The organism is Roseobacter sp. MH60115 (assembly GCF_015644665.1).
GTDB lineage: Bacteria > Pseudomonadota > Alphaproteobacteria > Rhodobacterales > Rhodobacteraceae > Roseobacter.
Window position 1 is genome coordinate 69,210 of the sequence record NZ_JADOBQ010000001.1, and the last position, 25,719, is coordinate 94,928.

Consider the following 25,719-nt stretch of genomic DNA (forward strand, 5'->3'; position numbering starts at 1 on the left):
CGCGGGCGTCGCGCTGAAAGCGCCCGCCCGGGGGGGCGGACGGGCGCTGCCCGGCGGTGCCGCCGGGCGGTGGCGCGCAGCTCAGCCCGTCATTCCAAGGTCTAGCCATGCCCCTCGTCACCCTCTCCGATGTCCTGCAACCCGCGCTGAAACGGGGCCATGCCGTCGCAGGCCTCGTCACCCTCGGCTGGGAGGATATGCGGGCCTATGTTGCCGCCGCCGAAGCCGAAAACGTGCCTGTGATCCTGCAAGCAGGCCCCTCCTGCCGAGACCACACGCCTCTGCCGGTGCTCGGGAAGATGTTCCGGTATCTTGCCGAAGGCTCCAGCGTGCCCGTCGTGGCCCACCTCGACCACGGCTATACGGCAGACGAGTGCCGCGAGGCTCTGGAGTCGGGTTTCACTTCACTGATGTTCGACGGCTCCCGTCTGCCGCTGCAACAGAACATCGATGAAACCGCCGCCATCGCCGAGATGGCGCATGCCGCAGGCATCTCCTGCGAGGGCGAGATCGGCTTTGTCGGATATGCCGACGGTGAAAGCTCCGCAGGCACCGATCCTGACGAAGCGGCGCAATTCGCGCGTGACACGAAAGTCGATGCCATGGCCATCTCCGTCGGCAACGTACATCTGCAGGAAAACAAGGAGGGCGGTCTCGATGAGCCGCGCATCCGCGCCATTGAAGCCCTCACGCCGGTGCCACTCGTCATTCACGGCGGCTCCGGCGTGCCCATGGCGCAGCGCCAGCACCTCGCGCGAACGTCGAAGATCTGCAAATACAACATCGGGACCGAATTGCGCATGGCCTTCGGACAGGCTCTGCGGGCGGCGGTGAACAGCGATCCAAGCCGCTTTGACCGCGTACAGATCCTCAAGGACACGCACGATCCGCTGGTCGCGGCTACCCGCACCGTGCTTCAAGGTTTCAAGGGAGATGACCCATGCTGAACATCGGGCTTCTGGGCTGCGGACGCATCGGCGTTGTGCACGCGGGCTCCATCGACCGGCTCGATGGCGTGCGGGTCAGCGCTGTCTCGGACGCGGTGCCCGCCGCCGCGGAAGCGCTTGCCGCAAAGACCGGCGCACAGGTGTTGGACGGCGCCGCGCTCATTGCCAGCGCGGATGTGGACGCCGTGGTCATCGGTACCCCGACGGACACGCATTACGACCTGATCCACGCGGCGGCAAAAGCGGGCAAGGCGATCTTCTGCGAAAAGCCCATCGACATGTCCGCTGACCGCATCCGCGACTGCATTACAGCGGTAGAGGCGGCAGGGGTGCCCTTTATGACCGCCTTCAACCGTCGTTTCGATCCGAACTTCGCGCATCTGCAGGCGCGTCTCGCCGCAGGGGACATCGGGGACGCCGAGATCATCACGATCCTCTCGCGTGACCCGTCGCCGCCGCCCGTCAGCTATATACAAAGTTCCGGCGGCATTTTCCGGGACATGATGATCCACGATCTCGACATGGCGCGCTTCCTGCTGGGCGAGGAACCCACAACGGTCTTCGCCGTGGGGGCGGCACTGGTCGATCCGGAGATCGGCAAGGCCGGGGACGCAGACACCGCCGCTGTCACGCTGACGACGCCAAGCGGCAAGATCTGCCAGATCAGCAACTCCCGCCGCGCCACCTACGGCTATGACCAACGCATCGAAGTGCATGGGGCTGCGGGCATGTTGCGGGCCGCCAATGTGCAGGAGCATACGGTCGAACTTGCCACGGCACAGGGCTTTGCGACCGCACCGGCCAAGCACTTCTTTCTCGAACGTTACCAGGCCGCCTATCTTGCCGAGATGCAGCATTTCGTGACCGCCGTTCGTGACGGCAAAGCCCTGTCGCCCGGCATCACCGACGGGTTGCGGGCCCAGATGCTGGCCGATGCCGCCACCCACTCCTGGGAGACCGGCCAGCCCGTGCAGGTCTAACTGACGACCGTCTGCTTCACCCGGCCTGCCAGATCGGTCAACTGATCGGCCAGCGGGGTCGATTTGCGCCAGACCATGCCAATGGTGCGGGTCGGCTCGGGTCGCTTGAAATGTGCAACGGAGACATCCGCCGAGCGGGTCTCCAGCGCGACCGCCATCTCGGGGATCAGTGTCACACCGAGGCCGCTGGCCACCATCTGCACCAGTGTCGACAGTGAACTGCCCTCCATGCTCTCACGCGGCAGGTTTGATGGGGTGCCACAAAAGGCCAGCGCCTGATCGCGAAAGCAATGGCCTTCTTCCAGCAGCAAAAGGCGCATTCTGCTAAGGGTTTCACCGCTGGGCACAGGCTTTTCTGCGTCTGACAGGCTGCGCACCAGAACAAAGCTTTCGTCAAACAAGGGTACCTCGGTCAGGCCGGGCTCCGAGATCGGCAGGGCGACGAGTGCCACATCCAGCTGACCGCCGAGAAGATCGAAGATCAGGTTTTCGGTCTGCGTCTCCCGAATGCGCAGATCAAGTCTGGGATAGGCGCCATTCAGATCGGCAACAAGCCGGGGCAACAGGTAGGGTCCGATGGTGGGGATGATGCCCAACCGCAGTTTGCCCACCAGCCCGTCGTGGGACGCGCGCGCGAGGTCCGAAAGGTCATCAATGGAGCGTAGAATAGGCCGGACCCGCTGGGCGAATTCCTCTCCGAAAGAGGTCAGGCGGATGTGACGCGCATGCCGCTCAAAGAGCAGTTGGCCAAGGGTTTCCTCCAACTCCTTGATTTGCACGGAAATGGCAGGCTGGGAGATCGAAGACGCTTCTGCCGCGCGCCCAAAATGCCCATGCAGGGCGACGGCTTCAAAGTATCGCAGTTGTTTGATCGTAAAATTTTCCATAGGATAAAGTTATTACTGTCATAAAAATTTTCAAATTCAATGTATGAATCGACTCTGTTATCCTTTGCTCGACCGCACGCGCTGTGGCACCCGGAATTCAACCCACATCAACCCCGATCGGAGATACAATGGACGGCAACGATATAGGCAAATGCCCCGTGATGCATGGCACAAGCATTCATGCAACGAACGAAGTGCAGGGCAACCGGCAATGGTGGCCAAACCAGTTGAACCTCAAGATCCTGAACCAAAGCAGCCCGCAAACGGACCCCTTTGGCGGCACGGTCGATTACGCGGAAGAATTCAAATCCCTCGACTACCAGGCGCTCAAGAAAGACCTGACCGCGCTGATGACGGACAGCAAGCCGTGGTGGCCGGCGGACTATGGGCATTACGGTCCCATGTTCGTGCGCATGTCCTGGCACGCGGCGGGCACCTACCGGACCGGCGATGGTCGGGGCGGCGCCTCCACCGGGTCGCAGCGTTATGCGCCCCTGAACAGCTGGCCGGACAACGGTGGTCTGGACAAGGCGCGGCGCCTGCTCTGGCCGATCAAGCAGAAATACGGCAACCAGATTTCTTGGGCGGATCTGCTGGTGTTGACCGGCAATGTGGCGATGGAATCCATGGGCTTCAAAACATTCGGGTTCGGCGGTGGCCGCGAAGACGTCTGGGAGCCCGAAGAGGACATCTATTGGGGTGCGGAAGACGAGTGGCTCGGCAACAAGCGCTACACCGGTGATCGGGAACTGGAGAACCCGCTGGCTGCGGTGCAGATGGGTCTGATTTACGTCAATCCGGAAGGTCCGGACGGCAATCCTGATCCGGTCGCATCCGGTCGCGATATTCGTGAAACCTTCGCCCGCATGGGGATGGACGACTACGAAACCGTGGCGCTGACAGCAGGCGGTCATACCTTCGGCAAGGCACATGGTGCAGGTGACGCCGGTCTGGTGGGTGCAGAGCCAGAGGGCGCGCCCATCGAACAGATGGGGCTGGGCTGGAAAAACACGCATGGCAGCGGCTTTGGCGTCGATGCGACCGTCAGTGGCATCGAAGGGGCCTGGACGCCGACACCGACAACCTGGGACATGTCCTACTTTGATGTGCTTTTCGGGTATGACTGGGAGCTGACCAAGAGCCCGGCAGGCGCGCACCAGTGGCAAGCCAAGAACCTCAAGGAAGAGGATATGGCGCCGACCGCCGACAATGCGGGCAAGACGCATATCATGATGACCACCGCAGACATGGCGATGCGCGTGGACCCGGCCTACGAGAAAATCTCGCGCCACTTCATGGCCAATCCTCAAGAGTTCGCCGACGCCTTTGCCAAGGCGTGGTTCAAGCTCATTCACCGCGATATGGGGCCGAAATCCCGGTATCTCGGTGAAGAAGTGCCGCAAGAAGAGTTCTTGTGGCAGGACCCGCTGCCCGAAGCGACGGGCGGGCCTCTGACGGCGGCGGATATCGCAGACCTCAAGGCGCAAATTCTGGCGTCCGATCTGACGATCCCGGAAATGGTCTCCACGGCCTGGGCGTCGGCCTCGACCTACCGCGGATCGGACTTCCGCGGGGGCGCAAACGGTGCCCGCATCCGGCTTGCGCCGCAGAAAGACTGGGAGGTGAACCAGCCTGACCAGTTGGCCAAGGTGCTGTCCGTGCTCGAAGGCATTCAGTCGGCGTCTGCCGCATCTGTTTCCATGGCTGACCTGATCGTGCTGGCGGGCTCCGCTGCGGTCGAGAAGGCGGCCAAGGAGGCAGGTCACGACATCGACGTGCCCTTCACCCCGGGCCGTGTGGACGCCACGCAGGAACAGACAGACCCGGAAGGCTTCGCTGTGCTGGAGCCGCGCGTTGATGGGTTCCGCAATTATCAGCCGCAGGAGTATTCGGTCTCTGCCGAAGAAATGCTGGTGGATCGCGCGCAGCTTCTGACCCTGACAGCGCCGGAGATGACGGTTCTGGTGGGCGGTCTGCGTGTTCTGGGGGCAAATGCGGATAGCGCCACGCATGGTGTGTTCACCGACCGCGTCGGCCAGTTGACCCAGGACTTCTTCACCAATCTGTTGGACATGAACCTCGCGTGGGCGCCTGTTGAGGGATCGCCGGGCCTCTACGAAGCACGCGATTTGGCCAGCGGTGATGTGAAATGGACCGGCACCCGTGTCGATCTGGTGTTCGGGTCCAACTCGCAATTGCGGGCCCTGGCCGAAGCCTATGCGCAGGATGATGCGAAAGACGCCTTTGTCGAAAACTTCGTGTCCGCCTGGACCAAGGTGATGAACCTGGACCGCTTCGATCTGAACTGATCGACGATGTGAAAACCGTGATGCGCCGTCTCTGTGAGGCGGTGCATCTTGTTGGGCGCTGACACGTCAGGCATGCGTCAGCGCCAGCAGAGGGCACGTGTGGGTGCGATCACCTGCCTGCGGCGCGGATCAGTCGCCGAATACCTCTTTGAAATGCGCGATGCATTGTCGAAAGCCCGCCTCGAAATCCCCGTTGCCGGGATGAAACACGCTCTCAAATGAGACCACACCCTCATACCCGTCCGCCCGGAGCGCGGCGGCGATCTGTGGAAAGAGCGGGCCAAGCTGACCTTCGCCCATCTTGCGTACTTCAAGGGTTGCACGCGGGGTATCGACCAGCACGTCCTTGATATGCACATGCCCCAGATAGCCGTCTTTCACCTCCGCATAGCCATCGGGATAGGCGACCTCATGGCACCAGCAGTTGTTGCCGGGATCCCAAAGCACCTTGAGCGCGTCTCTGGCGTCGAGTGCGTCGATCAATTTGCGCGCGGTGTAATTTGAATTGACCAGCGTGCCGTTGCCGGTCTCGACCACCAGCGTCACCCCTTCCGCACGCGCCAGCTCCACCGCGGGCGCGATCAACGGGGGCATGCTGTCCCAGACGCCATGCGCCACATTCCATTTCTCCGCGCCATTGTGGCCCCAGAGGATCTGCTCCTTGCGCTGGGTCATGATCCGCACCAGCGGGGCGCCGACCACATGGGCCATCTCGATCACCCGCTTCAGCGCGTCCATATGCCGGGTGTGAAGCGCGTCTCCGGCGCGGTTCTCGGCCGACATGCCCGCAAAGATATGCCGCGATAGGCAGGAGACCGGTTTGCCGCGATCCCGCAGCAGGGCATCAATATCGCGCACCTCGGCAGCGGTGTGATCGCCCACTTCCGTGTCACCGACAAATTGCAGTTCCGCATAGTCGAGCCCAAACTCATCCATGACATTCACCGCATGGCGTAGATCCCTGCTGATGCCGTCGCAGATCACCCCAAGCTTCATGGTTTGGCCTGTCGGTGAAGTTCGGCGCCAACGATCTCTTCGATCACGCGCGTGCAGACCCAGTTGTCGCCATCGGGATACCGGGTGCGCCCTGCATGGAAAATCTGCATGGCGGCACTTGCCGTGTGCAGCGGCACGCCCAGTTCCTCTCCCAAGCCCATCGAGATGGTCAGATCCTTGTGCATCGTGTTGATGTGGCTGCCGGTGCCTTCGAACTGACGATCAATGATCTTTTCCAGCGCGTTGTTCACGACGCCGCAGCCCGCCGAGGAGGTCGAGAAGACATCCAACAGCACTTGACCCGGCACGCCCGCCTTGGCCGCCAGTGCTGCCGCTTCGAAGGTTGCCGCAAACTGTGCGCCGATCAGGGATTGCAGGCAGGCCTTGATTGTCTGGCCGTCCCCAGGTCGGGTGCCGACGCGGTGTATGTTGGCCGAGACCGCCTGCATGACCGGGGCAAACTCCTCCAGCACCGCATCAGGCGCTGCAGCCATCATCGTCAGCGTGCCGCCTTGCGCACCCGGAAATCCCCCGGAGACCGGCGTATCTATCAGATGCACGCCCGATCCCGACATTTCCTGCCCGATCTCGCGCGCCTCATGCGGCTTGATCGTGGCGCTGAGCAGAATGGCGCTGCCAGGCCTGAGATGGGCCGCCAGACCGTCCGCCCCCAGGATGACCGACTTGGCCTGATTGCCGCTCATGACCATGACAAAAACCGCCTCCGCAGCCCGGGCCACCTCCGCAACCGATGCCGCAGCGACCCCGCCCATATCGGTGAAGGCGTTCATCCGATCTTTGACCGGGTCGATCCCCGTGACCGAAAATCCATTCTTCAGCAGGTTCTTTGCAAGCCCGCTGCCCATGTCGCCAATGCCGATGACGCCCGTGGTTTTCATGCGAAAAACTCCCGTTTTTTCCGCGTCCAAATACTGATGCGGCGTTCGAAAAAGCCCCCTGCAGAGGGGCCGGTTTCACGGGGATTTCACGCGTCATAGTGACGTCGGGCGAGTCCGGAAGACACCCCGTTGCCCGGTTAGGTTCTTAGAGCTAGCCTCGGAAGCCCTGATTTTGCAAGCAAGCGCTGCGCCCGTCCGCTGGGTGGCGAAATCCTGCTGGGAGCTCTGTCGCAACATGTGGGGCAGGCATTTGGCGGTTTGCGCTCAATCTTCAAAATAGGCGGCATGCGATTTCCGGATGCTGGTGATCACATCGTCCAGCCGGGACAGATGCATCCGTATCGACGTCACGGCACCATCCTCATCACGGGCCTCCAGATGGTCGATAATCTCGCGGTGGTCGGCCAGCAGCTTGTCCATTTCCGTCGCCTGCGTCAGGCTCAACAGGCAGAGACGGTCCACCATGGATTTGTTTTCCGTGATGGTCTTGAAGGCAAAGGTGCACCGTGCAGCGGCGCAGAGCATCTTGTGAAACTCGTAGTCCAACGCGTGGAAGCGCTCGATGTCATTCCGCGCAACGGCGTCTGCCTGCTGCTCCAGGCTCCGGTGCAGGCGCTTGAGGTCCGCGTCATCCGCGTCGGCACAGGCGCGGCGGATGATTTCGCATTCCACGGCGAGGCGAATGAAGCGCGACCGCTGGATCGCCTCGTAAGAGAAGCCTCTGACAATCGTCGCTTTCTGCGGGCGGATCTGGATCAGGTTCTGATTTGCCAGGCGGATAAAGGCTTCGCGGACCGGCTGCCGTGACATGTCAAAGCGTTTGGCAATTTCAACTTCCGAGATACGTGTGCCGGGCATGAGCTTCAGCGCGGAAATCTGACCGTATAGAAAATCAAAGACCTCATCTGCGCTGGTCCGCCGTTCCGCGGTTGTTGGATTTTGCAAACCGTTGTTCCTTTGTCGTCTGAACAACTATTTACCATACCAGTTTCGGAGATAAAAGGCATATACTATGACTGATTTAGGTGAAATTCAGCATATTTACATAGTTTTATGCTGCAGATGCGAAAGAATTCGTGTTTGACCGGTTTGAAAAACTGGTATACTAGTCTGCATATAGATCCTGTGTATGTTGGAAAACTGCAATGAATATGCCCGAGACATCCCCCACCAGCTCCCGGAATTTGACTGGCAAAACGGCCATCGTCACGGGTGGTGGGCGGGATATTGGTCGGGCATGTGTGCTGCGTCTTGCTGCGGCGGGGGCGTCCGTTGCCATCAACTACCACAGCTCGTCCGAAGGGGCAGATAGCGCAGCCCGGGACATCAAAGCCACGGGTGGCAAAGCCATCGCGCTGCAAGGAGATATGACGCGGGAAGAAGACGTCAGCGCGCTGGTCGCCGAGACCCGGGAGGCCTTTGGGGATGGTATCGATATCCTTGTGCATGTGACCGGCGGCCTGGTTGCCCGCAAGGCGATTCCGGAAATGGATATCGACCACTGGCACCGGGTGATGAACCTGAATGCCACCTCCTTCTTTCATGCGGTCAAGGCGGTGCTGCCCCACATGGGGCGCGGCGGCTCGATCATCGGGCTGGCCAGTCAGGCCGGACGCGACGGGGGTGGTCCGGGCGCTGTTGCTTATGGCGCGGCCAAAGGCGCCGTGATGACAATGACCCGCGGGCTGGCAAAGGAGCTTGGACCCGACATCCGGGTAAACTCCATTTGCCCTGGCATGATCGACACCGATTTCCACAATGTTTTTACCAAGCCCGAGGTGCGCAGCCACGTGGCCAACGTAACGCCCCTGAAACGCGAGGGTGCGCCGGAGGATGTGGCCAACCTCGTGGCCTATCTGGCCTCGGAAGAGGCGGCCTTCATCACCGGCGCGAACATCGACATCAACGGCGGAACGCTGTTCTCATAACGCAGGCGCGGCAGAGGCCGCGTCCGCCCGGGAGGGGCGCCGCAAACGACCAAAGACCGATCACGCGCAATAGGGAGGAAAAGATATATGTTTACGCGCTTGACCAAAACCATGGGCACGCTGGGCCTTATCGGCCTGATGGCCACTGCCGCACAGGCAGAGAACTGGCGGGGCTGGAACATCCACACGGATGGCTATCCGAACACCGTCGCGATGGATAAATTCGCGGAACTTCTGGAGGAGAAGACCGGCGGCGAGATCACGCTGCAGATGTTCCACGGCGGCACGCTGGGCAACCAACCTGACGGGATCGAGCAGGTGCGCATCGGCGGGCTGGAAATCGGCAACTTCAACCTTGGTCCGATCGGCCCGATTGCGCCGTCCGCCAATGTCGTCTCCCTGCCGTTCATCTTCAAGGACGTGGACCACATGTTCCGCGTTCTTGAAAGCGAGGGCGGCGAAGCGATTGCGGCAGGCATGGCCGAAAAAGGTCTCGTACCGCTGTCGTGGTTCGATGCGGGCGCACGGTCCTTCTACAGCCAGAAACCGATCCAGACACCGGCGGATGTGACCGGCCTCAAGGTTCGTGTGATGAACAATGATCTCTTCACGGGCATGATTTCGGCACTTGGCGGTAACCCGTCGCCGATGGCCTTTGGTGAGGTGTATCAGGCGCTGAAAACCGGGGTTGTTGATGGCGCCGAAAATAACTGGCCGTCCTATGAGGCCACGGGGCATTTCGAGGTGGCGGGCTACTATTCGCTCAGCCAGCACCTGATCATTCCCGAGTGTCTGTGCATCAACACGGCCGTGTACGATGGCCTGTCCGACGACATGAAGGCGGCGGTCAAGGACGCTGCACAAGAAGCTGCCTTGCTTCAGCGTCAGCTTTGGAAGGAACGCGAAGCCGCCAGCCAGGAAAAGGTCATGGCAGCCGGGGTCAAGTTCAACGAAATCTCGAACAAGGTTCCCTTTCAGGAAGCCATGGCGTCGGTCTATGAAGCCTATCTCGAGGCCAATCCCGACCTGCGCGGCCTGGTCGAACTGATCCAGACCACCGAATAAGAGAAACAGACTTCCCCGCCCGGCGCATTGCTGCCGGGCGGGGAAAGCACGGGGGGGATCATCGAGATGTCGCGCCAAAAATGGGCCCAGTTTGACGCGGCCCTGGATCGTTTGAGCCACGCCTGCAAACTCGTCACTGGCATCGCGCTTGTGACGCTGACCGTGATCTTCGGCTGGCTGGTTTTTGGCCGCTACGTGCTGAACGCCACGCCGACCTGGGTCGAGCAGGTGGCGTTTCTGCTGGTTATGATCATCGCCTTTCTGGGCGCTGCCGTCGGCATCCATGAGAATACACATCTCTCCGTCACCATTCTGCGCACCTCTGTGCCGCGCAAAATCCGGCAGGTGCTGGCCGTGATGACGGATTGCATCATGGGCGGGTTTGGTCTGCTGATGGCGTGGTATGGCGCGCAGCTTACCCTCTTCAAGTGGGGGTCATTGATCCCGATGCTGCAATTGCCAGAAGGCTTACGGTCCTTGCCGCTGACCCTGTCGGGCGGTTTGATTTTTCTCTTCTCTCTGGGACATCTGACGCGCATCCTGCGCGGCGCAGATCTCCGCAAAGACACGATTGAATAGGCGCGTTGATGGGACTTACCATTCTGCTTGGCATCTTTGCCTTCTGTGTTCTCATCGGCGCGCCTGTCGCCTTTGCTCTGGGCATTTCGGCCATCGCCGCCTTCTGGTGGGAGGGTCTGCCGCTGATGATCGGGTTTCAGCGCATTGTCTCCGGCATCAATGTCTTTTCCCTGCTGGCCATCCCGTTTTTCATCTTCGCGGGCGAATTGATGTTCCATGGGGGCATCGCCATCCGACTGGTGCGGTTCGCCTCCGCCGCAGTTGGCGCCGTCAGAGGAGGGCTGGGCATTGTGAATGTCTTCAGTTCCATGCTTTTCGGCGGCATTTCCGGCTCTGCCGTGGCCGATATCTCCGCCTTGGGCTCAATCCTGATCCCGGTGATGAAGGAAAAGGGCTACGACACGGATTACGCGGTGAACGTTACGGTCACCTCCTCCATCGCGGGCATCATGATCCCGCCCAGCCACAATATGATCATTTTCGCCGTGGCGGCGGGCGGCGGCATTTCGATCTCCAAACTGTTTCTGGCAGGTGTGGTGCCGGGCATCCTGATGTGTATCTGCCTTGCCCTGGCCGCCTATGTGGTCGCCGTGCGGCGCGGATATGCGGCGGAAACCTTTCCCGGCTGGACCGCCCTGGCGTTGAGTTTCATCTTTGCGCTGCCCGGTCTGTTCACCGCCGTGATCATCGTCGGTGGCGTTTTGTCAGGCGTCTTCACGGTGACCGAATCCGGTGCCTTCGGCGCGATCTACGCCTTTGTCATCACCTTGCTGGTCTACCGCACGATCACATGGGACAACTTCTGCATCGCCGTCTTGCAGGCGGTACGCACCACGGCGATGGTGATGATCCTGATCGCCTGCGCGGGCGCTTTCGCTTATATGCTGACCTTCTTCCGCGTGCCGACGCAGACGGTGGATTTCCTGACGGCACTGACCGACAACCCGATCATCATCCTGTTGCTGGTCAACCTGTCCCTGCTTGTGCTGGGCATGATCATGGATATGGCGGCGCTGATCCTGATCTGCACACCTATTTTCCTGCCGGTGGCCCACAGCCTAGGGATTGACCCGCTGCAGTTTGGCATGATCCTGATGATGAACCTCGGGCTTGGTCTGTGTACCCCGCCTGTCGGGTCCTGCCTTTTTGTCGGCTGCGCCGTCGGCAAGCTGCCGATGGAGGTGGCCGTGCGTACGATCTGGCCCTTCTACTTTGCGATCCTCGTGGCGCTGATGCTGACGACATTCTTTCCGGCGGTGTCGATGACCCTGCCATCCATCCTGGGGTGACGTTTGTCAGTGGCGATCGGGGGCTGCTCTTGTCAGGGTTAGCGCTATATCTCCATGCACGGGTCTGATCCGACGTCGCTCAGCAGTGTCATGACTTCCTGACGCCAGGCATCGCGCATCTTATTTGCCAGCACGGATGCAGGCCGGTAGCGCGGCGCGATAATGGCATAGCGATAGCGGATTTTTTCAGCGAGCGGGCGCACCTGAATGTGCTCTGTCATCGCCCCTGCGGTTTTCACATGTACCACGGTGAGCGGGTCCAGAATTGAACAGCATTGCCCGGCGGAGACAAATTGAAGGATGGGCAGGAAGGTCTGGCTCTCCACCATGGTTCGAAAGGTCAGATCACGTGCCCTGAACATGTCTTGCAGGTCCTGCTGGTGGGCGTGATTGGCCTGTAGACAGCCCATTGGTTCGTCATCAAGATCTGACAGCGAGACGACATCCCGCGCCGCCAGCGGGTGATCTGCGGGCGTGGCCAGAAAACAATCCGCCGCGATGAACTCGGCGTCGTAGAGTGTTTGTGCTTCGGTGTTTTGCGGCGCATCGGCAAATCCAAAGTCGATATTCTGCGCGCGGGCAAGCTCGGCGATCTGGTTCGAACTGCGCGCAAGGATCGACACGGTGATGCCCGCATCCCCTTTGATCTGGGTGGCAATAAACCGGGGAAACAGGACAGAGACAGGCCCCGGCATGGCGGCGACGCTCAGATTGCCGGTTTGCCCGTCCACAAGGCTGCGCATGGTCTGGCGGACGCGGGACAACTGGCTCAGGATCGCATCGGTTTCGGTCAGCAGGTAGTGCGCCTCCGGCACCGGGACCAGCTTGCGCCCCTGCCGATCAAAGAGCTGCAGGCCCAGCTGGTCTTCCAGCGTCTTGATGGCGGCGCTGACGGCGGGCTGCGTCCGACCGAGTTTCTTGGCCGCATCCGAGAGTGAGGCCGATGTCATGACTGCCTGAAAGGCTGAGATCTGTGAAATATTCATGAGGAAATACATAATCAAAATCTATGGAAAGAAAAGATATTCAAATTTGCCTTTATTTTTGGATTGGCTACGCTGCCCTGCATGACTCGTTTTAGAAGTCAGCTACATGGGAGAATGTAATGAAGGTATTTTCAAAGCTTACGGGCGTTGCCCTCGCAACGACCCTGGCAGCCGGAACGGCGGTCGCCCAGGATCCGACGTTCTTTCGGATCGGGACCGGCAGTGCGGGGGGCACCTATTTCCCCATCGGGGGCACAATCGCCAACGGCATTTCCGCGCCTCCGGGATCGCGCGCCTGCGATGAGGGTGGCCAATGCGGCGTGCCCGGTCTGATCGCAATTGCGCAATCGACGACAGCATCCGTGTTCAACAACACGGCGGTGGAAAATGGCGAGTTGGAAGCCGGTCTTGCCGCCGCGGATGTTACCCGGTCGATGTATCTGGGTGAAGGCAAGTTCGACGGCAAACCGCATCCGAAACTGCGGATCGTCGCCAACCTCTTCCCCGAAGACCTGCATCTTGTGATGCCAAAAGGCGCCTCGCTAGGCGGGCTGGCTGATCTGGCGGGCAAACGGGTTGGTATTGCTCAGGCCGGATCCGGCACCCAGGTTGCCGTGGAGCAGATGCTGGCAGAATGGGGCGTGACCCGCGACAACATGGACGAGGCAGAACTGAACAACAGCCAGTCCGCCGAACGTCTGGCGGACGGGCAGCTTGACGCCTATTTCTACGCCGCAGGCTGGCCGGTCTCCGCGATGGTGCAGCTCTCCACGACCAAGGGCATGGAGCTGCACAGCTTCAGCGACGAAGATCTGGCCAAGATCAACGAGATCATTCCGGCCTACATCCCGTCGAAAATCCCCGCTGGTGTCTATGAGGGCGTGGATTACGACGTGAAAACGCCGGCGGTCTCCGCCTTGCTGATCGTGTCCTCGGATCTTTCGGAAGAACTGGTCTATGGCATCACCAAGGCGATGTGGAACGACAACACGCGCAAACTTCTCGACAATGGTCATGCCAAGGGCAAGCAGATCACGCCGGATACGGCGCTTGATGGCATCGCCGCACTTGGTGTGCCGCTGCACGCAGGCGCCGAGAAGTTCTACCGGGAAGCCGGACTTCTGAAGTAAGGTCTCCTCTTCCAGCCTTACCAGAGCACGGGCGGCGGGCGACACCTGTCCGCCGCCCGATGGATGACCTGCACCACATGACGACAGGGGACGCCAGATGAGCGATCAGCAGTCCGAAGCCGTGCGCGACCTTTCCCAAGCAGAACTGGCCGCCATTGAAGAGAAATACGATGAGGGCGCCGCCACGCGCTCGGTCACACCGGCCTTTGGCAAGGTCCTGCGCTATGTGGCGCTGACCTTTGCGGTCTATCACTATCTGACGGCCGGTTTCGCCCTGCCACCGGACTACTGGCACATGGGCTGGCATCTGTCGGGGCTCTTCATCCTGACCTATGCGCTCTATCCGATGGTCAAAACCCCAACCTCCTTTGACCTCAACACCGGCGCGCTGCGCCTTGGGGGGGTGCCCTATCTCGACATCATTCTGATGGTTCTGGGCGTCGCCTCTGCCCTGTATCTGGGGTTGGCCTGGCGCGGGATCGGGGTGCTGGGCGTGGAGGAAATGACCTTTCGCATGGGCAATCCAAACGGTTACGACCTGCTGTTTGGCTGCATCCTGATCGTGCTGGTCCTCGATATCGCGCGGCGGACGCTGGGGTGGATACTGCCCTTCATCATCAGCATCTTCATTTCCTACGCGCTGCTTGGCCCGTATTTTCCCGGCCTGCTCCAACACCCGGGCGTCAAGTTCAACACCTTCGTTTCCTCGATGTACTTCCCGCAGGAAGGCATCTTTGGTGTTACGCTCTGGGTTGTCTCTACAATCGTCTTTCACTTCGTGCTGTTCGGCGTGATCGCGCAGCGCACCGGGCTGGGGCAGCTTTTCATCGACAATGCGACCATCCTCGCGGGCCGCTACACGGGCGGGCCCGCCAAAGTGTCCGTTGTGTCATCGGCCTTCTTTGGGACGATTTCCGGCTCATCGGTGGCCAATACGGTTTCAACGGGCGCGCTGACGATCCCGAACATGAAACGGCTGGGCTATCCCGGGCACTTTGCTGGCGGCGTCGAGGCCGCCGCCTCCGCCGGTGGCCAGATCACCCCGCCGATCATGGGTGCTGCGGCCTTCATTATGGCGGAGTTCCTGGAGCTTCCCTACACCACCATCGTTATTGCCGCGATCTTCCCGGCGCTGTTGCACTACGTCGGCGTGTTCACCGTTGTGCATCTGATGGCGCGCAAGTTGGGCCTGCAGGGGCTGACCAAAGACGCGCTGCCGAACCTGCGCGCGGTCTGGCGCGACGGCTGGGCAAATATCGTGCCGCTGGTCGGCCTGCTGGTGGTGCTGTTTTCCGGCTATACGCCCTATATGTCGGCCTTCTGCGGCATCTCGCTGGCGATCATCGCGGGCATGAGCCGTGTGAAGGAGCCAGTGACGCTGATCTACGCCGCAGCTTTCATCGGCTTCGTCCTCTGGAAACAGGGCGGCGGTGGCTTTGATATCCCCATGTCCGCCATCCTCATTCTCGGTGCAGTCGTGGCCACGCTCAATCCCCAGTGTCGCATTTCCCTGCAGGAGATGGGCGACACCTTCGAGACGGGCGTGAAATACGCGCTGGCCGTGGGTGCGGCCTCGGCCGCCGTTGGGATCGTGATCGGTGTGATCAACACCACCGGCGTGGGGTTCCGCATTGGCTTCATGGTGACGCAGGCCGCTTCAAATCTGGGCAATGACATCGCGTGGCTCTTTACCTTTGGGGCCTATGAATTGTTCTCCGTCGAAGACCTGACGCTCTTCATCAGCCTGGTCTTTATCGCACTGGCCTGCATCCTGATGGGGGCAGGGGTGCCGACAACCGCGCTCTACATCATGCTTGTGTCCGTGGCGCAGCCTGCGCTGGCGCAACTGGGCGTTCCTCCCATCGCGAGCCATATGTTCGTGCTCTACTACGGCGTTGTCGCTGAAATCACGCCGCCGGTCTGCACCTCGGCCTACGCCGCCGCAGCCATCGCGAATTCCAACCCGTTCCGCACGGGGATTTCCGCCTTCACCCTTGGGTTGGGCAAGGTGGTGGCGCCCATGGCATTCGTCTATGCGCCGGTGCTGCTCTTTGTCTCGTCGACCGGTTTCGACCTTTGGGAGTTCACCTATACGGCGGCCAGTTGCATTGCGGGGGTGATCGCCTTGTCTTCCGCCGTCGTGGGCTACTGGCTGGCCCCGGTGAACATCGCGTTTCGCTGGTTGCTGGCCATTGCCGGGCTGATTTTCATCGCACCGTCGTTGCAGGCCGATTTGGTGGCGCTGGTGGTCGCCTCGCCTGTCATCGTCACGCAACTGATGGCGCGGCGTGGAGTGAAAGCGGCAAGCTGAATGGATCAACCGGTCATCATTCTGGGTGCAGGTATCATCGGTATCTGCACGGCGCTCTCTCTCGCGGAGCGCGGCGTCGCGGTGCGCATCATTGATCGCGGGGAGCCTGGGCAGGAGACCTCTTTTGGCAACGCTGGCATTATCTCGCCCTGGTCGGTCATTCCGCAATCCATGCCCGGGGTGTGGCGGCAAATTCCGCAGTTGATGTTCGGGCAGGCGGCACCGCTCTCGATCCGGGCTGCTGCATGGCCGAAAATGATCCCTTGGGGCTTGCGGTTCCTGCGGCAGGCCAGCGAAGCCCGGGCGCGGGCAACGGCGGATGTCATGGAGGTGCTCTGCGCGCCCTCTATTGATCTCTACCGACGGCACCTGCAGGGGACGGGCGCGGAAAGCCTCATCAAGGACAGCATTTACGTACATGCGTTCAGAGACGGGAGCCGGGCCACCCTCACGTCTCTCGACTACGCGATCCGGCAGGAGAAAGGGGCCAACCTTGAATTGGTGGGATTGGAGGCGCTGCAGGCCACCGAACCGGCGCTCGGGCCTGCCTTCAACGCGGCGGTTTTGATCCACGATCAGGCGCGCGCGCTCTCTCCCGGACGTATCGGGCGTGTGCTTGCAGAAAAGACCCGGGGCCTTGGGGTTGATTTCATTACGGACAACATTCGCAAACTGAACAGGACGGACGGTGCCTGGCAGATTGTCTGTGATGGCGGCACACATGCTGCCGCTCGGGTCGTCGTGGCAATGGGCGCGTGGAGTGCCAACCTCTTGGCACCCCTCGGTCTTCGGATGCCGCTGATGGCCGAGCGCGGCTACCATCTGGAATTCGCGCAGCCGGGGATCGAGATCCGGAACTCGGTGATGGATGTCGATGCGAAACTGGTTGCCAGCAGTATGGAGGCAGGTGTCCGGATCGCAGGGCAAGCCGAATTCGCACCGGTTGACGCCCCACCTGATGACCGAAAACGCGGGCAGTTGCGCAAGCTGGCGAAAGCCGCCTTTCCAGACCTGAACACGGGTGTGGAAAGCTTCTGGATGGGGCGCCGTCCGTCCTTTCCCGACAGCCTGCCGGTGTTGGGCGAAGCGCCGGAGAAACAAGGGTTGTTTCTGAATTTTGGACATTCGCACTACGGCTTGATGATGGCGCCGAAATCGGGTGATTTGCTGGCGGATATGGTGATCGGTCGGGCGTCAAATGCAGATGTCACGGCATTGGGGGCTGAACGCTTCTTGTGACGTTGCCCTGCGTGGACAAGGCGAATTCAACCTTTCTTTTCATGTTTCTAACCCACTGATTTGGTCGCAGGCAATAGGCAGGACTTCTCGTCAGGCAAGAATTTAGTTCATGCTTTGTTCTATCTTTGGTAAACTGCAGAACATGCAGCTATCCTTGATTCCAGATGATCGAGAAGACCGCCTGCTGTCCATCCATCGACGCCTGCGCACGCAGTACGGTCCTCAAGGCCCTCACGTGTTGCTGGACCCGGTCTCACAGCTTGTCATGGGGCTTATCGGGGGCAAGACGCGGGGAGATATTTCGACATCCGTCTTTCGCGCGCTCAAAGGACGGTTTCGTGATTGGGAAAGCCTGCGGGATGCCCCGGTGCAGGAGATCAGGCATCTGATTGCGCCTGTGACCTTTGCGGAGGTGAAGGCGCGCAGGCTCAAGTCAGCCCTTCAGATGGTGACCGCCAGCCAAGGCGCCCTGACGCTTGATCTGCTCAAACCAATGTCGGTGAGCGCGTCGCTGAACTGGCTGGAAAAACTGCCCGGCGTTGGTCGGAAAACGGCGGCGACGGTGTTGAACTTCAGCACCCTTCGCAAACCGGCCCTTGTGATTGACACGCATCACCTGCGGGTTGCCCGTCGCCTTGGTTTGATCCGTCAGCGTGCGGGGACGGTTGAGGCGTTCGAGCAGCTGTCGCCCTTGTTGCCGCAACAATGGGGCGCGCCGAACGTAGACAGCCATCACCAATTGATAAAGCGTCATGGGCAACGTCAATGTCCGACAAGATGGCCGACGTGTCACGGCTGCTGTCTTGCAGACCTATGCGATACCTACCGCGCGACCCGGCGGGTCTAAGCGTTTGGTCGGATCAGCCCGCTGTGAGGTGTTCACCGGTAGGGCGGTGGGAAGGGAAAACGCCGGACAGGCTGATGAGATCAGGTTTCAAAGAGTTGTCACAAAAGCTCAACCCGCGAAAAGGCTTCGAGGGGCTTTCTACCTCAACTTGAATTTTCCGACCATCACGTGCATGGTCTCCTGCAGGTGATAGAGGTGAGATTTCGTGTCCATTGGAAAAGGCGTCTGCGCCTGGTTGATCGCAATTTTCGTCTTATGCAATGGCGTTGTAGTTGCCGAGGAACGTCTCCTTGTCGTCGCGGATGAGTGGCCGCCTTTTTCCGGGGAGGGGTTGCCGGGGCGTGGGATTTCCATCGATGTGACCCGTGCCGTGCTCGAGCGGGCCGGCTATGAGGTGGATACGGCGATCCTGCCGTGGTCTCGCGTGGTCAGCGGCGCAAAATCCGGCGAGTACGATATCGTTACCAGCCTGTTTCTCGACGCGGAAATGCAAAAATCCGTGTTCTATTCCGAGCCGTTCTTTGAAACGCAGGTTCAGTTTGTGCGGCAAAAAGGCAGTGACATCGCGTATGACGGGTTGGAGTCCCTGCAATCCTATGTCATCGCGGTCGGGGCCGGATTTCTGTACGAAGCCGCCTTCGACAATGCGGACTACCTCAACAAGTTCGAAGTGACCACGACCCTGCAGGGCCTGCAGATGGTGGCCGCGGGGCGTGTCGATTTGACCCTGGATAGCGCACATGTCGTGCGGCATTCCATGCAGCTCACGGACGACGCCCTTGAGGACCAGCTTGAGTTTCTCGAACCGGCCCTGACCAAACAACAAATTCACATGGCTGTGTCCCGGCTGCGACCGGATCACGCAAATATCGTAACGGATTTCAACGCGGCGCTGGCCGATATGCGCGCCGATGGGTCGCTGGACGCGCTGCTGAAAAAGCATAGCGCGGACTAGCCTCACATGTCCGAAAGATGGAACAATCGGCTCGCATTCTCGCTGCTATTGTGGGTCTTGCTGTGCAGTGCGTTGTTGTCTGTCCTGGCAACCTCCGTGCAACTCTACGTCACCTTTCAGAGGCAGGAAGACGCGCTTCGCGACACTGTGCTACAGGTCGAACGGGGCTTCGGGCAAAGCCTGAGTTCGGCGTTGTGGTCCTTTGATACGCAGCAGGTCGACGATATTCTGGATGGTATCCACGCCAATCGCGACATCGCCTCGCTCACGCTCTCCGGGAGCAATGGGCAGATCTGGGAACGTCTGCCGTCCAATCCTGACGAGCAACTGGATGTGGAACGTTTCGACCTCGAATATCTCGATCCGGTACGCGGCACGGCATCGGTTGGAACGCTGGAACTGGGCCTGAGCCGTGCGCGGATCTGGTCCAACATCTACGCACAGGTGCTGGTGGTGTTCCTGTCGAACATGGCCAAGACCGGCTTTGCGGCGATTGCAATTCTGGTGATCTTTCGTCGTCTGGTCAGCCGCCATTTACGGCACATCTCAGACTTTGTTTCAAAGCCGGAATGGTTCACGGTCGATGTGCCGCTGACCCTGGACCGAAAACATGTCCACAGCGGGGATGACCTTGATGCGATTGCAACCGAAATCAACAAGACACGGGAACGGTTCCTTGATTTCGAAAGCGACCTGCGGGCAACATCCGAACAGTTGCGTGTCGTGCTGGACACCACCGTAAACGGCATCATCGGGCTTGATGAGAACGGGGTGGTGGATGTCATCAATCCAGCGGCGCGTCATATGCTTGGTGGCAAGTCGGAGATGACGCCCTTTGCATGGCCGGACGAGATCAAGTTTCTGGATGTGGCGGACATGCATCCGCTGGATGCGTCCTCCGATCCGATCAATCGCGCGCTTGCCGGGCAGGTCCTGACCGGTGAAACGCATTTGATGACCCGCAGTGGCAGCCCGGAGAACCGCTACGTCCGCGTGTCCAGCGCTTTGGTCGCCGATGGCACGAACAGTCTGAGATGTGTGATTGTCCTGGATGATGTCTCCCTTCTGGAAAAGAACCGGCAGCAGGTCGAGCGCAAGGGACGGTTGGATGCCCTTGGTCAGCTGACTGGCGGTATCGCGCATGATTTCAACAATCTGCTCGCCACCATCCTCTACGCGATGCAATTGACGCGGACAGACAATATTTCGGAGCGGTCTGACCGGGTTCTGTTGACGGCGCTGAATGCGGTCGAGCGGGGGCGCGCGCTCACCAACCGGCTGCTGGCCTTTGCCAAGCGGCAACCGGGATTGGCAAAGTCGCGCCCGCTCGCCGAGACCTTTGCCGAATTCGAAGCGCTTGCGCGACCTGCGATCGAAGAGACGGTCGACATTTCCTTCCTGGCGCCGAACCCTGAACTTCTGGTCTATTGTGACCATGGCCAACTCGACAATGCGCTGTTGAACCTGGTGCTCAACAGCCGGGATGCCATCATGCGCAGTGGCAAGGGCAGCAAGATCATCGTCAAGGCACGTGCGATTGACGAGGTGGATGTCGATCTGGCGCTCCGGCGCGAGGACCTGCATGCCTATATCACCCAAGGCATGCGGGAGGAGCATGCCGCAGATGTGGCACGCAAGGATGAACGCGCGTATCGCTATGTCGAACTGTCGGTGACAGACGATGGTCCCGGCATGACGAATGAGGTGAAAAGGCGTGCGATTGACCCGTTCTTTACCACCAAGGATACGAATTCCGGTACCGGTCTGGGCCTGTCGATGGTGTACGGGTTCATCCAGAATTCCGACGGCGAATTGCGCATCTACTCCGAACTGGAATTTGGCACGACGATCAGACTGATCCTACCGCGAGGGACACTGGAGAATGAAAGAGAAGAGCCTATGACCCGTCTGCCGCCGCGACGCGGGAAGGGTGAAAAAATCCTTGTCGTTGAAGACGAAGTCAGCCTGCTGATGGTGATGGAAGATCTGATCGGTGAGCTCGGTTTCGAATTCATCGCCGCACGGTCGGGTGCCGAGGCGCTGGAGCTGATCGAGATGGGAGATGCGGTTGATCTGTTGTTGACGGATATCGTCATGCCCGGTGGTATTGGCGGGTTTGAACTGGCAACGCGGGTCAGAAAGCTGCGTCCCGACCTGCCTGTTGTCTATATGTCCGGCTACACCGGATTTACCTCTTCCGAAATGGGAGAGGTTGTGGCACCGATGGTCCAGAAACCCTGCCCGCCCGGTGAGCTGGCAGAGATATTGGCCGATACGCTGGCGGGTAAACCGTCCGAGAGACTGGGATGACGAATGCTGCCTGATGCCTGCCTGCTGCTCTCCGCTTCAAAAATCGCGTCCGCGAACGCCGGGCAACACGTAGTGCCGACAAATTTGGTGGAGTAGCGCATGGCCCGTATTCTGTTGATGGAAGATGATGTTGATCTGAGCACAGTCCTGGACGAGGTGCTCTCCTCCAATGGGCATGTTGTCACGACCTCCCAATCCGCGTCCGAGGCTTTCAACCTGATTGCCAAAAACCGATACGATCTGCTGATCACCGACATCATTGTTCTGAAAGATGACACCCCGGTGCCGGACGGTGGTATTTCCTTGATCTCCCGGTTGCGCGGCGCGCTGAGCTGGAATCTGGAGCCGTGGATGAAAAAGATGCCGATCATCGCCATCTCGGGTGCGATTCACAATCAGGGCATGTCGGAGCTTTTGAAAATATCACGGGATCTCGGGGCGGATATGGCTTTCGGCAAACCGATGGACACCGACGACCTGCTGCAGGCGATCAATCTGTTGACCAAACGTTCGGGCTGACCTGCTTTGCCAGACGGCTTTTCGGGCGCCGAAAACTGGTTTGGAGTCACGGATGATCTTCGAGAGCATCCGTTTGGAGGTATAATTGCCTGATCCACGGGCTCGGTCAAAAATCACCCACCAGCGCCTGGTGCAGACGCTGGTGGGGTTCTCGTGAAACTGTCCCTCGATGCTCTCACTATCCGAGCGCGTGAAGAGGCTTTTGGGCCGGAACGGGGACAGGACGGTCTGTCAAACGAATGCCCACGATCATCATGCGCATCGCGTCTTCTGCCGCACGGCGGAGCAGTTTCTCGCCCTTGTGGATGGCTTCATCCAGCGAACAGGGGCGTTTGATGATCGAGGCGAAGGCGTCAATGCCGTTGTCCAGCGTTTCGTGCACCCCTTTGCCGATGGTTCCGGCCAGAGCGATTGTCTGAATGCCCTGATCACGCGCCCGTCTGGCGACCTCACAGGGCACCTTGCCATAGGGCGATTGCCCGTCCAGAGAGCCTTCGGCGGTGATCACCAGATCCGCCTTGTCCAGCATGTCGTCAAACCGCAGATATTGCATCACGATGTCAAAGCGTGGATGCAGCGTGGCACCGGCAAAAGCGACCAGCCCGGTGCCAAGGCCGCCCGAAGCACCTGACCCATTTGATTGGCCGAGGTCCAGCCCGGTGGTTTGATGGATCAGATCGGCGTATCGCTCAAGTCCGGTTTCAAGGGCGTCGACCTGATCCGGCGTTGCGCCTTTCTGCGGTCCGAAAACACGCGCAACGCCGTTGGGCCCGAGCAAGACATTGTGCCAGTTCACGGCGACATCAATCGACACATCGGCCAGTCGCGTGTCGATCTCACTTGGGTCGATTTCGGCAATGCGCGACAATTCGTAGCCACCAAACCCGATCTCCTGCCCATCCACATCCAGCAGACGGGCACCAAGGGCCTGTGCCATGCCAGCGCCGCCGTCATTGATGCCGCTGTCCCCACAGCCGATCAGAATCCTGTCCGCGCCGTGATCCAGCGCGCGCAAAATCAATTCGCCAACGCCGTAACTGGTGGTGCGGCCCGGATTGCGTCTGTCCTTCGGGACAAGGCTCAGACCAGCGGCAGCGGCCATTTCCAGCACAGCGGTTCGGGGGCCGCCGCCTCCCATCATGCCAAAGAAGGCGGTGACGGGGCAGCCGACCGGGCCGGTCACGATGGCTTTGTGTAATGTCCCCTTGGTGGCGTTGACGAGGGCTTTGGTGAAGCCTTCGCCGCCGTCGACCATCGGGGCTTCCAGCACGCGTGCTGCTGGCAGGGCGCTGCGAACGCCAGCGCTAATCGCGCGGGTGACATCATTGACCGACAGGGATTCCTTGAACCCGGACGGGGCAACGAGAATGGTGAAAGACATATCTTATCTCCTTGAATTTATTCATGAAAGGAGAACGGTGCGGGAGAAGAATTATTCCCTGTAGGTCCCTTTTTTGCGCGTCTTGGGCAGAACGCCGCGCAGTCAGCGCAGGCCCAGTTTTTGTCCCAGAATGCGGACGGACTGCCGCACCTCGCGCGCTGCTGTTGTCAGCTCGGCCTCCAGCCGGGTGACGCGTCGTGACGGCGCAGATCGCTGCGGCTTCGGTCTGGGGGCCGTCGTTGCCAGCACTCTGTCCGGACGCAAAACGGGGCGCGAGCTGGAGGAGGGCACAAGGTCGGAGGTTGCATAGGGTGTAGAGGCCGCCGCCGGGTGGAGAGGCACAATCGCCGCCATGTGATCTTTCGCGGGCGTGTTCAGATCAAGCTGCCAGGGCCAGAGGATCACGGCGACGAGGACAAGTGGCATGGCAACAGCAGGCATCAGGGGCACGGCAAGCCGGAACAGATCTCTCTGGTCAAAGGTTGGCTGCTCCAAACCGCCATAGATCGCCACCGGTTTTGCGCTGGCCATCATCGTCTGGCAGAACCCGGTTCCGAGAACGGCGACCATCACGATGAGCGCCGGATCATGACCGAAGGCGGCAATCGGCAAGGCGACCGCGGGTATGAGAACGGCGGCGCGCGCACTTCGGGAGGTGATCACCAGATGGGACAGCACCGCCGTCAGTGTCATGAAGCCAATGGCAACCGCGCGGTTTCTCGCCAGCGTTTCCGGCAGCACCGACAGCATGCCATCTGCCAGCCAGCGATCCGCGCCGGTCACGATGATGGCGTCTGCGATGACGATGGTGGCCGTCAAATAAAGGATGAGCTCCATATCGACGTCGCGGAAAATCTCTTTGGTCTTCCTGTCCGTGAAGGGCCTGCTGAGCAGGACAAGCGCGCCTGCCAGGGCGATCAGCACGATGGAGACATTGTGCAACCCCGCTGTGGTCCACAGACCCAGAAGCATGACAAGGACGGCGGCTAGCCGTTTCTGGTGCGCGGTCAGCCTGCCGGTGGGCCGTTGCAACACAAGCGGGGCATTCTGCAGCTCCGGTGGGACAAAAAGCCAAAGGATCAAAGCCGTTGCCAGAAGGCAGGAGAGCAGGGATGCCGGAAGACCCAGAGTTATCCATTCCAGGTACCCGATGGTGGCGCCGCCGGATTGTGAAATGGCATCGACGGCAATCAGATGCGCGCCGGCACCCAGCAGGGAACCGCCTGCCGAAATCAGGATCACCGTGGGAAACAGGAGTGCCAGGGGCCGTATCAATCTGGGGTCGGGCAGTTGTGCCGCAAGGGCAAGAAAGACCGGCAAAAGCAATGCCGCGCGCCCTGAGGTCGATGGGATGAAAAACGCGGTGCAGGCGATCAGCAGGGTCAGCACATAGGCGACGGAGACAAAGGTGCGAAACGGGAGAAGGGCACGCTCCACCAGAAGCTCCATCAGCCCACTGGATTTAAGGACGGACGCGATGACAAAGGCGGTCACCAGCAACCACACGAGGTCGCGGCCCAGCGAGGCAAAGAGACGGTCTTCGGGCAGCGTCCCGGTTAAGACGAGTGCAAGGGCAGCGGCAATGGCCACTAGCGAATCCGGTAGGCGCGTCATGATCCAGCCGATCACGGCGAAGGCGGTGATTGTCAGCGCGCTGCGGCCACCGGGGCTGAGCGTTTCAGGGAGTGTCCAGAACAGCGCAACGGCAATGAGCGCCAGCGGGAGGGCCATCATCTCGGTCTGTTGCAGAGGCCAGTTCCGAAATAGAGGTGGCGACAGTGAGAGGCTGGTCATCGGGCGTCCTTCCGTGTGCGTGTTTGAGAAGGAAACGTCGCGGCGCAGCGCTTATTCCAGCGGATGTCATAAAATCGTAACATGGGCGTCTGGTCGCCGATGTGATGAGGTAATTCTTGTAGCCGTACGGGTTCTCATCAAGGGACACGTCCGCTTGCAAAGAGAGGATGGGACGAAGCCCGTCCCAGGAACCTGCGGGGTTTGCCTGAAAGAGTGCACTACCGGGTATCCGGCCATAACCGCTCCGTTCACTGAGCGAAAAAAGCGGATATGCCGCCAACGTTAATGGAGGAGCTGCAGTCTCGCCGCCATCGTCTGCAGAATGGCCAATGGATTGCCTACGCAGCACCTTGGGGGCGCCATACGTC

General features: G+C 60.3%; 21 protein-coding genes. 14 read left to right on the top strand and 7 right to left on the bottom strand.

What is annotated here, in order from left to right:
* The first annotated feature begins 107 nt into the window (after window positions 1-107).
* Window positions 108-947, top strand: a complete 840-nt coding sequence (locus tag ISX84_RS00270; protein WP_195818321.1) for a class II fructose-bisphosphate aldolase — start codon at window positions 108-110, stop codon at window positions 945-947.
* Window positions 941-1,927, top strand: a complete 987-nt coding sequence (gene iolG / locus ISX84_RS00275) for an inositol 2-dehydrogenase (protein WP_195818322.1) — start codon at window positions 941-943, stop codon at window positions 1,925-1,927. Before ISX84_RS00270 ends, iolG begins: the two co-directional genes overlap by 7 nt.
* Here the strand turns inward: iolG and ISX84_RS00280 are convergent.
* Window positions 1,924-2,814, bottom strand: a complete 891-nt coding sequence (locus ISX84_RS00280) for a hydrogen peroxide-inducible genes activator (RefSeq protein WP_195818323.1) — start codon at window positions 2,812-2,814, stop codon at window positions 1,924-1,926. The genes iolG and ISX84_RS00280 overlap by 4 nt on opposite strands.
* A 128-nt stretch (window positions 2,815-2,942) precedes the next feature.
* On the opposite strand from ISX84_RS00280, the gene katG reads away from it, so the two are divergent.
* Window positions 2,943-5,123 (top strand): catalase/peroxidase HPI, encoded by a 2,181-nt coding sequence (gene katG / locus ISX84_RS00285; RefSeq protein WP_195818324.1) that lies wholly within the window; start codon window positions 2,943-2,945, stop codon window positions 5,121-5,123.
* A 129-nt stretch (window positions 5,124-5,252) separates the two neighbouring features.
* On the opposite strand, the gene ISX84_RS00290 is transcribed toward katG, so the two are convergent.
* From ISX84_RS00290 to ISX84_RS00300, 3 genes are all read right to left on the bottom strand, one after another.
* Window positions 5,253-6,119 (bottom strand): sugar phosphate isomerase/epimerase family protein, encoded by an 867-nt coding sequence (locus ISX84_RS00290; RefSeq protein WP_195818325.1) that lies wholly within the window; start codon window positions 6,117-6,119, stop codon window positions 5,253-5,255.
* Window positions 6,116-7,018, bottom strand: a complete 903-nt coding sequence (locus tag ISX84_RS00295) for an NAD(P)-dependent oxidoreductase (RefSeq protein ID WP_195818326.1) — start codon at window positions 7,016-7,018, stop codon at window positions 6,116-6,118. The genes ISX84_RS00290 and ISX84_RS00295 overlap by 4 nt, the downstream gene beginning before the upstream one ends.
* A gap of 264 nt (window positions 7,019-7,282) precedes the next feature.
* On the bottom strand, window positions 7,283-7,963 hold the full coding sequence (locus tag ISX84_RS00300) for a GntR family transcriptional regulator (RefSeq protein ID WP_195818327.1): 681 nt from the start codon (window positions 7,961-7,963) through the stop codon (window positions 7,283-7,285).
* A 200-nt stretch (window positions 7,964-8,163) separates the two neighbouring features.
* On the opposite strand from ISX84_RS00300, the gene ISX84_RS00305 reads away from it, so the two are divergent.
* The 4 genes from ISX84_RS00305 (at window position 8,164) to ISX84_RS00320 (ending at window position 11,879) form a co-directional block, all read left to right on the top strand.
* Complete coding sequence (locus tag ISX84_RS00305) at window positions 8,164-8,946, top strand: SDR family NAD(P)-dependent oxidoreductase (protein WP_229884024.1); 783 nt, start codon at window positions 8,164-8,166, stop codon at window positions 8,944-8,946.
* Between the two features lie 87 nt (window positions 8,947-9,033).
* Window positions 9,034-10,011, top strand: coding sequence for a TRAP transporter substrate-binding protein (locus tag ISX84_RS00310; RefSeq protein WP_195818328.1), 978 nt, complete (start codon window positions 9,034-9,036; stop codon window positions 10,009-10,011).
* Between the two features lie 66 nt (window positions 10,012-10,077).
* Entirely contained in the window at window positions 10,078-10,590 is a 513-nt protein-coding gene (locus tag ISX84_RS00315; RefSeq protein WP_195818329.1) for a TRAP transporter small permease, read from the top strand.
* An 8-nt stretch (window positions 10,591-10,598) separates the two neighbouring features.
* A complete protein-coding gene (locus tag ISX84_RS00320; protein ID WP_195818330.1) occupies window positions 10,599-11,879 on the top strand; it encodes a TRAP transporter large permease in 1,281 nt (426 codons plus the stop codon).
* A gap of 44 nt (window positions 11,880-11,923) precedes the next feature.
* On the opposite strand, the gene ISX84_RS00325 is transcribed toward ISX84_RS00320, so the two are convergent.
* Window positions 11,924-12,877, bottom strand: coding sequence for a LysR substrate-binding domain-containing protein (locus ISX84_RS00325; RefSeq protein ID WP_326838679.1), 954 nt, complete (start codon window positions 12,875-12,877; stop codon window positions 11,924-11,926).
* A 107-nt stretch (window positions 12,878-12,984) separates the two neighbouring features.
* Between ISX84_RS00325 and ISX84_RS00330 the strand changes: the two genes are divergently transcribed.
* From ISX84_RS00330 to ISX84_RS00360, 7 genes are all read left to right on the top strand, one after another.
* Window positions 12,985-13,995: a TAXI family TRAP transporter solute-binding subunit gene (locus ISX84_RS00330; RefSeq protein ID WP_195818332.1), complete on the top strand. Its 1,011-nt coding sequence runs from the start codon at window positions 12,985-12,987 to the stop codon at window positions 13,993-13,995.
* Between the two features lie 97 nt (window positions 13,996-14,092).
* A complete protein-coding gene (locus ISX84_RS00335; RefSeq protein WP_195818333.1) occupies window positions 14,093-16,306 on the top strand; it encodes a TRAP transporter permease in 2,214 nt (737 codons plus the stop codon).
* Entirely contained in the window at window positions 16,307-17,545 is a 1,239-nt protein-coding gene (locus ISX84_RS00340; protein ID WP_195818334.1) for an NAD(P)/FAD-dependent oxidoreductase, read from the top strand.
* A 235-nt stretch (window positions 17,546-17,780) separates the two neighbouring features.
* Window positions 17,781-18,392 carry an endonuclease III domain-containing protein gene (locus ISX84_RS00345; protein ID WP_195818335.1) on the top strand — a complete coding sequence of 204 codons (612 nt, stop codon included), beginning with the start codon at window positions 17,781-17,783 and terminating at the stop codon, window positions 18,390-18,392.
* 205 nt (window positions 18,393-18,597) lie between these two features.
* The gene (locus ISX84_RS00350) at window positions 18,598-19,347 is read left to right on the top strand and encodes a substrate-binding periplasmic protein (protein WP_195818336.1); all 750 of its coding nucleotides are present in this window, start codon (window positions 18,598-18,600) and stop codon (window positions 19,345-19,347) included.
* A gap of 75 nt (window positions 19,348-19,422) precedes the next feature.
* The gene (locus ISX84_RS00355) at window positions 19,423-21,657 is read left to right on the top strand and encodes a PAS domain-containing hybrid sensor histidine kinase/response regulator (RefSeq protein WP_195818337.1); all 2,235 of its coding nucleotides are present in this window, start codon (window positions 19,423-19,425) and stop codon (window positions 21,655-21,657) included.
* A gap of 99 nt (window positions 21,658-21,756) precedes the next feature.
* A complete protein-coding gene (locus ISX84_RS00360; protein ID WP_195818338.1) occupies window positions 21,757-22,176 on the top strand; it encodes a response regulator in 420 nt (139 codons plus the stop codon).
* Between the two features lie 178 nt (window positions 22,177-22,354).
* Here the strand turns inward: ISX84_RS00360 and ISX84_RS00365 are convergent, their stop codons facing one another.
* Together ISX84_RS00365 and ISX84_RS00370 are read right to left on the bottom strand one after the other, a co-directional pair.
* Window positions 22,355-23,557 (bottom strand): glycerate kinase family protein, encoded by a 1,203-nt coding sequence (locus ISX84_RS00365; protein WP_195818339.1) that lies wholly within the window; start codon window positions 23,555-23,557, stop codon window positions 22,355-22,357.
* A gap of 102 nt (window positions 23,558-23,659) precedes the next feature.
* On the bottom strand, window positions 23,660-25,351 hold the full coding sequence (locus ISX84_RS00370; protein ID WP_195818340.1) for an SLC13 family permease: 1,692 nt from the start codon (window positions 25,349-25,351) through the stop codon (window positions 23,660-23,662).
* Window positions 25,352-25,719: the final 368 nt, after the last annotated feature.